An 8,193-nucleotide genomic window follows, 5' to 3' on the forward strand; every position below is an offset into this window, starting at 1 on the left:
ATGTCGTTTGCTTATCATCCCAGGCAATAACACGTCTTGTAGGCTTAGCTGCCAAACGCAGGCAACCACCCTGCCATATTCATTAACTGGCAGACCAATACCACCAGCGCAAAAAGCAGAACCAGCACCATACGAGGCGTTCCGCCCGGCACCCGGTAACCGCCATTCATGCCCCGGGAACGACAAACCGCAGCCATCAGGACCGGAACAATCAAGGCAAAAACAGTCGCACAAATACCCGCATAACCGATCGCCGCAAGAAAACCATTAGGTGCCACAATGGCAAGCACCGTCGGCGGCGCCAGGGTCATAAGCCCGGTAATCAGGCGTCCCCGTAAATCATTGGCAAAACCGAACAGATCAGCAATATAGTCAAACAGGCCCAGCGCCACACCAATAAAAGATGTCGCTACAGCCAGATGAGAGAACAACTGCAACAGCAGGGATAAGCCCAGGCTGACACCACTCTGCTCCAGTGCGCCGATTAAATGTCCAATGTTGCCTCCCGCAGCCAGTACCGCAGGAAAAGCATCACGCTCCAGGTTACCCAGAACGCTAACCTGCCATACCAGGTAAAACATCAGGGTAATGAGGGTGCCGATAATCGCGGCACGGCGCAGCGCAACCGGTTCCTTACCGAAATATTTCACCAGACTGGGAATACAGTTTTGAAAACCGAAACTCACCATCAGAAACGGAATCGCCCCCGCGATGTAAGGCATCGTCTCTGTCATCGGCAAACCCGGGAACAGTGTCTGGCTGTCTGCCGAGCTGAGCAGTCCGTGGCAAAATCCCAGAAACGTCAGCGCCATACCACCCAGCATGATCGTGGTAATGCGGTCCACTGCCCCGGCACCTGCTACTACAAATACCCCCAGAACGGTCGCAAACAGCAATGCTGAGAAACTGGCATTTAACTCAATACCCGTCAGCATGCCCAGACTATGACTGACCACGGAGCTGCCGCCTGACACATAGGCATAGGTCAGAATATACAGAACAAACGCGACGGATAACCCGTTCAAAATCCGTCCGGTACGCCCCAGGGTGTCTCCCGCCAGTGTATCGAAGCTGTCGGATGGCCGGTAACAGAGATTGGTTTCCAGCAGGTACATTCCTCCGCTGTACATGCAGAACCAGACACCAAGCAACAGTAACAATGACCAGCCAAACCACATGCCGCTGGTAACAACAGGCAGTGAAAACATACCTGCTCCCACGGTGCTGCCAGCCACGATCAGTGCGCCGCCCAGCACGCCGGGTTTCCTGCGGGAAAATGTTGGATTTGCAGTGGTCAGAGTTTCCGTCATTCTGAATTATCCATAACCTTATGGCAGACAGCCCGATACATCCGGAATACCTGTCAGCCCGGAACAGTGGTTTTGATGTAGTTAACAATTAAAAGGAAGGCGAGACTGTCGTGTCCCGTCATCACATGGCAGGAAAAGCGATTTCTTGCGACGTACTGACAGTTTGTTATTCAAAGAATAAAGTGACATCAGCTCACGCCGTCACCCTACACAGCCGTCATAATCGCCGGTATAAGGATATTTACCAACAAGAGATGATTTGTTTCCTGAAAGCCATTCTCAGGCAGCAACTGACTTTCAGGTATACAGGCTAAAAACGTACAGATTCAAGAAGCAAGATTCCCCTTTTCGGAAACCATTTTTTTCACGGGTGCCAGCACATTTAGCACCGTGCCATTACTGAAATGCAGTTCAAGCGGCACTTTCTCACCGGTCACCAGGTCCTTTTTCAGTCCCATCAGCATAATATGGCGACCACCGGGCTGGAGTTTCAGTTTTTTACCGGCCGGAACACGGGGCTCAGCCATGTGTTCCATTTTCATAACGCCATCTTCCATTTTACTGAGATGAAATTCGGCAAAATCCGCCACTGGCGTATCAATCCGCACCAGCTCCACATCCTTCTGACCGCTGTTCTTAATTGTCAAATAGGCTGCCGTGTTTTTGCTACCTGGTGGCATGGCCCTGACTCGGGGTTCGGTCACCATCAACGTTTGGTGATGGTCCATCACAGGCTGGGGTTTGACATCTGTCAGTACTTTCATAACCGGCGCGGTCACCTTGACCCGTTCACCGTCCGAGAATGACAGGCTGAGCACCAGATCTTCCCCAATCGTTAATGCCTGATGCAGTCCCATGATCATGATGTGGTTGCCACCCGGCGCCAGACGGGCCTGCTTGCCCGCATCAATACGAATACCGGCCAGATGCTCCATCTTCATCAACCCGTTTTCCATACGCGTGGTGTGGAGCTCTACCTTATCGGCAATCGATCGCCCCTGCTTATCCAGCACATCGGCAGCCACCAGATCAATCGCCTGAGGACTATTGTTCCTGATGACGACGTAGGCGGCTGTGTTCTTGGAGATAGGCGGCATTGCCCGAATACGGGCGTCAGACACCATCACATCGGCAGCCAGTGTTGTACCGGCAACCAATAGCCCAAGGAATCCCATCAGGGCATGCAAAACACCATAACGCCGACCGCATCCCGCAAGTCGCATAATGACTGACAACCTTTGCGCCATACCTTTCATACGCCTGACATCCTTTCTCACTACCACCTGATGATGCCGACTGAATCGGCATCACCTTGCATTTATGAATTATGAAAACGTCTGGTATTTTAGGAGGTATGGTCGCAGCTGTCCCCCAAAAGATGATTAATGTGTTGCCGCCCCTAATACAAACTCCACAACATATGGCTTACCTGACGCCATGACAGTCACGCGTGCCAGCCACACCATATCGGCATCCACGGTACACAAACTGATAACACCTTCGCCCTGCCAAAGGTCTGGATGATCAGCATTTCGGATTAAGGGAACGGGCTGCAAACCCATGTTCATATCCCGGCCAATAAATTGCAGGTTGACGGAGTCCACTCGTCTATCTGATGCATTGACGGTTAATGATAGCGGCTGCATGGCTGGCAGACTGGCGGGCTCAATGCTGAGTGATACTTGTCCAATCGACGTACTGGCAGCGAGGCACTCCTGCTCTCTGTCCAGACAGTCATACTGACGCACAGCCGGCTCCCCATTTATCTGCCTTAAAATACCCGGCAGGTTCAGCAACAGAGCAATGGCTATCAGGATCAATCCTGCCAACAACAACCGCTTTCCCATACGCCCTCATGTCACCAGCTGAAAAGATAAAGCGGCAATTATAGGCAAGCTAACCGAGATTCAAAGTGATCCATTTCCTTCAGATTGATCCCCTATAAGCAATGGGTACATCAACAGCAGGATTCTCTTTTGAACGAAGAACAAGGTGAAAAAAGCCGTAGAGAAACTCACAACGAAATCAGGGAAGAGCTCAGCTGATACCGCCAAACGTCTCCCTGACGAAACCACATAAGATTTTATGTATAACTTATCCGTTTTTAAGCCCATATTGAATGATTGACTCGATGATAGACTCTGACGAGCCCCCATTTTCGATAAGACGTTTGGCAGTTTGCTTCACTTGGTTGTCACTCACATACAAACCCTCATCCTTCAGCCAGCCTATCAAAATATCGGTCAATTGATCGTTATATGCACTCTTCTCTTGCGCTGGTGCTTGCTGTGCCGATTGAATATCTGCTTTGTTGGTTTGGAAATATGCGTATAACTCGCGGCTGATGCTTCCAAGATCTTGTTCTGTTGTTCGTACCCCATCCATTGATGAAACATCATTATCACTCGGCAGCAAAGGCTCTGTTTCATCGTAATCAACGAAGTCATCCATTCTATCATCCATCCCCAGGCTGGAGGCTTCTGACATAGCATCATCACCGCGCTTATTAACCTGGGCATATACGTCTACATTACCCGCTTCACCCTGTTTTGCCTGATACGCAGCCTTACTTTCCTTCGCCATGGCCTTACGTGATACGCTCTTAGGCACTTTGAGGTTAGGCATAACTTTTTGTAACGTATCTAACTGCTCATCCATTTGTTTATCATGCGCGGCAATCACTTTTCCCATATCAAACTGCATTTTCTTTATTTCAACAGCCGTTACAATTTTTTCACCGGCAAACTGAAGTTCCAGTTTCTTAGCTTGCGCTTCAAGCTTGAGCAACTGCCGCTCCCTCTTCGCAATTTCGTTTTCTGCCGCTTTCATTAATTTTTTTGCTTCAGCTTTTGCGCGCTTCAATAGATCTTTATCGTTCTTCGCATCCTGTTTAATACTGCGAACATCACCACCTGCCGCTTCCAGATTATTCATTAGACTCTGCATTTTCCCTTCGGGATTAGCATTAGCCGTTTTAGCACGCCTTCTATTAGCGAGTCTCTCTGCAGCTTCTATACTCTCGAATAGCTTCTTCCCTTTTTTCAAATCCGACCTTAATTGCTTAAGTTCTTTAGCATTGTCAGATTTATCAATAGAATTATTCCTGAGTTTCTCTTTCCATTCCGTTATTTCATTACCGTACTTTTCTTTATCGGCTGCCAGCTGATCTCTTCTACCTTTTCGTCCAGCCTTAGCTTCCGCTCTCTTTTCTAATTTTTCCTCGACAAACTTATCGACCTCTGCGCGAACGAGTGCATCACGATCTTCTCTCATCGCTTGACCAACAGTACTCGTATCACCATTTACGAGCGTTTCTTTTTCTTTAAGAGAGGTTTCATGCCCTTGTACTTCACTTTCTACCCTGGTTCGCAGTGCGTCATCATTACCTTTATGCTCTTGCAGTTTTTGCATTAGGGCTTCGACTGCTGTCAATACCTCAGGCTGAAAATCCATCGTTTCAAAATTTGAGCGTATATCCGATAAAACTGGCTGCAGGCTATCTGCTGCCTGACTTCTAGACTCAGCGCCTGAAGCAGCTCCCATTGCAGCCTCAAGCTTCGCGCGGACGCCATTGTAATCGGCAACATGCTGGTTTCGCACCTGCAAAGCCTCAGCCGTTTTATTCTCAAACAAGGCCCCACCTTGTTTACCTTTACGGCTTTGGGTAACATCAACCTCCACAAATTGGACACTTCTTTTGCTAAGTTTTTGCTTTATGTTTCCAATCAGGTTTTTAACACCTGAAAAGTGACTTTTTTTCGCCTTGACCTTAGCAACAGATGATTTCATGTTACCTACCCTGGCTTTTTGCACTTTTGACTTGCCAGCGGAGGTATTAATTTTATGTAGACCAGAAGCAATGCCTCTCCCTGCTCCTGTCGATGAAACCTTGCCCATGTTCACTCTCCAATGAAAAGTTTTTTTCTTAATCAACTTATTTTCAGATTAGCGCATTAAGTTAATAAAAAACCGACATAACCAGACAAAAACATCACTTTCGAAAATAAAAAAAATACAGTTATTTCATTTTGAAATAATCTCTCGTTTAAAATAAAATATTCAGACATTTAATCAAATCAACAATTAACCCTCATGCTTTTTGATAGCCACTGCCATTTCGATTTCAAGGATTTTGACACTGACCGCACAATAATTTTGAATAATTGTGCTCAAAAAAAAGTCCTCGCTCTCTGCATTCCAGGCACTACAGCCTCTCGCTGGCAATCAATTATTCACTTAGCCGCAGCAAAGCGCCCTATCTCGCTTTATTTCGCCTTAGGATTACATCCCTATTTCCTTGAAGAACATAATGCATCTCACTTGGAAGCCCTAGAACAACAGCTTTGCCAGAGCCCAAAACACCTGATAGCAGTCGGCGAGATCGGCCTGGACTTCTATCTTGACCACCTGGACAGAGGCCAGCAGGAATCCCTGTTCAGGGCACAGGTGAAGATCGCCAAAGCCCACAAGCTGCCTATTATCCTGCATGCCCGGAAATCTCATGATCAGATACTGAAAATTCTCCGGGAACTGCATTTTCAGGAAGGCGGGATCGTCCATGCGTGGTCAGGCAGTGAGCAACAGGCTAACCGTTTTATTGAGATCGGCTTTAAGCTGGGGTTTGGCGGCGCCATCACCTACCCCCGCGCAACCAAGCTCCGTCATCTGGCTGCCACGCTGCCATTAACCTGCCTGGTACTGGAAACCGACGCACCCGATATGGCGCCAGCTGCCTTCAAGGGACAAAGAAACTCCCCGGAATACTTGCCTTTGATTCTGGATGAGCTCTGCCAGTTACGTCCGGAATCCGCGGAGATCATTGCCCGGCAGACCACCCAAAACACAATGGATGTGTTAAGAATTCAATCATTGCAAATGCCCTGACACATCATGTTACCGACGCCACCAGCCGGGGCCAGCGTTCAAAACAGATATCATCCAGGCTGGTTTCCAGGGTAACGACATATACCCGTTGTTCGCGACCGATCCGGCTGACCAGCCCCTGCAGATACTGCCCCTCCGTGACAGGGAACCGGTGTTCCTGCCCACTGACATCCTGTTCAACAAACGCCTGCGCCGGGATCTTGACCGGCACCGGATTGAACCGGTTCCAGCGCCCCCCTGAATATTGTGGAGCCGTGCCCAACCGCCAAAAGGAAAGTCGCCATGGCAGGCATCCAGCCGTCGACGCCCCCAGAGTAACAATCGCATCTCGCCATCCTTGGTCAATACCGGCAACCGCGCCCCCGGCCGACGAAAACGGCAGGCACATTCCTTCTGGTCAAAACGATAAATCACACCGATCGGCATGATAGTCGGCTCCTCAGGGTTCCAGGGTATTGCGGTATCCTGCAGGCTTCCAGGACGGGGCGATCACATTGGGCATATCAGACCGCTTTACCAGCGGTGCCCGGCAGAGCGCAAATTCCCCGTAACGCTGGTTTACAGCATCCATCACGGCCAGAACCCGGTCTCGCCGGGCATGATCCGGGGCAAACAGTTCGCCCTGACAGGCCTGCGGATGGGGATCCAGCGCCGCCACATGCACCTGGTGCACGCCGACACCATCCCACCAGTTCTCCAGAAAAAAGCGGGCCAGGGCGATCAGCGGGTCACTGTCAGCGGTGGGATGCACAGTTTTCAGTTTCCGCGCCACCCAGCCACGCCGGGTATTCAGGCCAATACTGAACACGCCGGCCTGCAGCTGGTGTCGCCGCAGCCGGGTCGCCACCTTTTCGCACATATGCATCAGGTACCGATCCACTTCCTGACGATCCCGGGTATCCGGCGGCATGACCTTGCCATGACCAATGGTTTTGGGTGCTTTGACCTCCCGGTGCAGCGGCTCCGGATCAAGCCCCTGCGCCATCAGCCAGATGCGGCGCCCCAGATTACCGAAACGCCCGGCCAGCACACTGATGGGGATCTGTTTCATATCCCCACACAGATAAACCCCATGCTGCGCCAGAAACCGGCCGATTCCGGTACTGATACCGCACAATTCCGTTACAGGGACCGGCGCCAGCCGCTCAGCCACGCGCCAGGGCTCCACGATGGTCAACCCATTGGGTTTCTGTTGCTTGGCCGCCCATTTGGCGGTGGTTTTATCCCCACTGACCCCGACAGAACACAGCAGCCCGGATGCTTCGAAAACACAGTGCTTGATCTTCCTGGCAACGACTTCAACCGGACAGCGATACAGTTTCTGACAGGCTGTCAGATCAAGAAACGCTTCATCGACAGAGAAAATCTCAATATCCGGTGTTATCGATTCCAGCGCCGCCATGATGCTGGATGACACCTGGGCATAACGATACGGCCGTGCGGGCACCTGGATGAAATCCGGCGCCAGCGCACGGGCTTCCCGCACGCGCATCCCGGTCCGGATACCGCAGGCACGGGCTTCATAGGAAGCAGTGATAATACAGGTTCCCGTGCGCCCGTTGGTGACACCCAGCGGGCGCCCCCGCCACTCCGGACGATCCAGTTGCTCGATAGAAGCAAAATAAGAGTTCATGTCCACCAGCGCGATCATCCGTGGCCAGTGGCGCTTCTCTGAAAAAATACTGTTCATGCATACAGTATCATGGCAAGCGAACCACCCGGTCAACGCCCTGCATGATTGGATTTTTTTATCAACCCGACACGGGCTCACATAGACCTGCATAACGCCGCGATGCCCCCCCCCGACCTTCTTGCCGACAATCGTTCAAATAACTGCTCTGATGCCTCTCTTACATCCGTTAACAAACCGAAAAGCATCAGCCAAGGAACCTTAAATCCCGCTTAACCTTGGGAAGGTGAGCAAGCTGGCCGTACTTTTGGCAACAGAGTACAGTTTTTGCACAAAACGCAGTTATCTCTTTGGAATCAGCTTGTGTTC

Annotated in this window: 7 protein-coding genes; 1 reads left to right on the forward strand and 6 read right to left on the reverse strand. The window is 50.6% G+C overall.

Annotation, left to right across the window (positions count from 1 at the left end; genetic code table 11):
• Positions 1 to 44: 44 nt before the first annotated feature.
• The 4 genes from ABD892_RS19095 to ABD892_RS19110 form a co-directional block, all read right to left on the reverse strand.
• Complete coding sequence (locus tag ABD892_RS19095; protein WP_345197642.1) at positions 45 to 1,310, reverse strand: aromatic amino acid transport family protein; 1,266 nt, start codon at positions 1,308 to 1,310, stop codon at positions 45 to 47.
• Between the two features lie 326 nt (positions 1,311 to 1,636).
• Positions 1,637 to 2,557, reverse strand: coding sequence for a copper chaperone PCu(A)C (locus ABD892_RS19100; RefSeq protein ID WP_345197643.1), 921 nt, complete (start codon positions 2,555 to 2,557; stop codon positions 1,637 to 1,639).
• A 135-nt stretch (positions 2,558 to 2,692) separates the two neighbouring features.
• Positions 2,693 to 3,157 (reverse strand): hypothetical protein, encoded by a 465-nt coding sequence (locus ABD892_RS19105; protein ID WP_345197644.1) that lies wholly within the window; start codon positions 3,155 to 3,157, stop codon positions 2,693 to 2,695.
• A 247-nt stretch (positions 3,158 to 3,404) separates the two neighbouring features.
• Positions 3,405 to 5,207: a hypothetical protein gene (locus ABD892_RS19110; protein ID WP_345197645.1), complete on the reverse strand. Its 1,803-nt coding sequence runs from the start codon at positions 5,205 to 5,207 to the stop codon at positions 3,405 to 3,407.
• Positions 5,208 to 5,402: 195 nt separating this feature from the next.
• Here ABD892_RS19110 and ABD892_RS19115 point away from each other — a divergent pair, with 195 nt between their 5' ends.
• Positions 5,403 to 6,194 carry a TatD family hydrolase gene (locus ABD892_RS19115; RefSeq protein WP_345197646.1) on the forward strand — a complete coding sequence of 264 codons (792 nt, stop codon included), beginning with the start codon at positions 5,403 to 5,405 and terminating at the stop codon, positions 6,192 to 6,194.
• 4 nt (positions 6,195 to 6,198) lie between these two features.
• On the opposite strand, the gene ABD892_RS19120 is transcribed toward ABD892_RS19115, so the two are convergent.
• Together ABD892_RS19120 and ABD892_RS19125 are read right to left on the reverse strand one after the other, a co-directional pair.
• Entirely contained in the window at positions 6,199 to 6,582 is a 384-nt protein-coding gene (locus tag ABD892_RS19120; protein ID WP_345197647.1) for a hypothetical protein, read from the reverse strand.
• A 51-nt stretch (positions 6,583 to 6,633) separates the two neighbouring features.
• Entirely contained in the window at positions 6,634 to 7,884 is a 1,251-nt protein-coding gene (locus ABD892_RS19125) for a DNA polymerase Y family protein (RefSeq protein ID WP_345197648.1), read from the reverse strand.
• Between the last annotated feature and the right edge of the window lie 309 nt (positions 7,885 to 8,193).

Source organism: Kistimonas scapharcae, from assembly GCF_039540975.1.
GTDB classification, from domain to species: Bacteria; Pseudomonadota; Gammaproteobacteria; order Pseudomonadales; family Endozoicomonadaceae; genus Kistimonas; species Kistimonas scapharcae.

What these genes read in the sequence shown, in the direction of transcription:
- ABD892_RS19095 (WP_345197642.1), bottom strand. Translation starts at nt 1,310, where the DNA reads ATGACGGAAACTCTGACCACTGCAAATCCAACATTTTCCCGCAGGAAA.
- ABD892_RS19100 (WP_345197643.1), bottom strand. Translation starts at nt 2,557, where the DNA reads ATGGCGCAAAGGTTGTCAGTCATTATGCGACTTGCGGGATGCGGTCGG.
- ABD892_RS19105 (WP_345197644.1), bottom strand. Translation starts at nt 3,157, where the DNA reads ATGGGAAAGCGGTTGTTGTTGGCAGGATTGATCCTGATAGCCATTGCT.
- ABD892_RS19110 (WP_345197645.1), bottom strand. Translation starts at nt 5,207, where the DNA reads ATGGGCAAGGTTTCATCGACAGGAGCAGGGAGAGGCATTGCTTCTGGT.
- ABD892_RS19115 (WP_345197646.1), top strand. Translation starts at nt 5,403, where the DNA reads ATGCTTTTTGATAGCCACTGCCATTTCGATTTCAAGGATTTTGACACT.
- ABD892_RS19120 (WP_345197647.1), bottom strand. Translation starts at nt 6,582, where the DNA reads ATGTGCCTGCCGTTTTCGTCGGCCGGGGGCGCGGTTGCCGGTATTGAC.
- ABD892_RS19125 (WP_345197648.1), bottom strand. Translation starts at nt 7,884, where the DNA reads ATGAACAGTATTTTTTCAGAGAAGCGCCACTGGCCACGGATGATCGCG.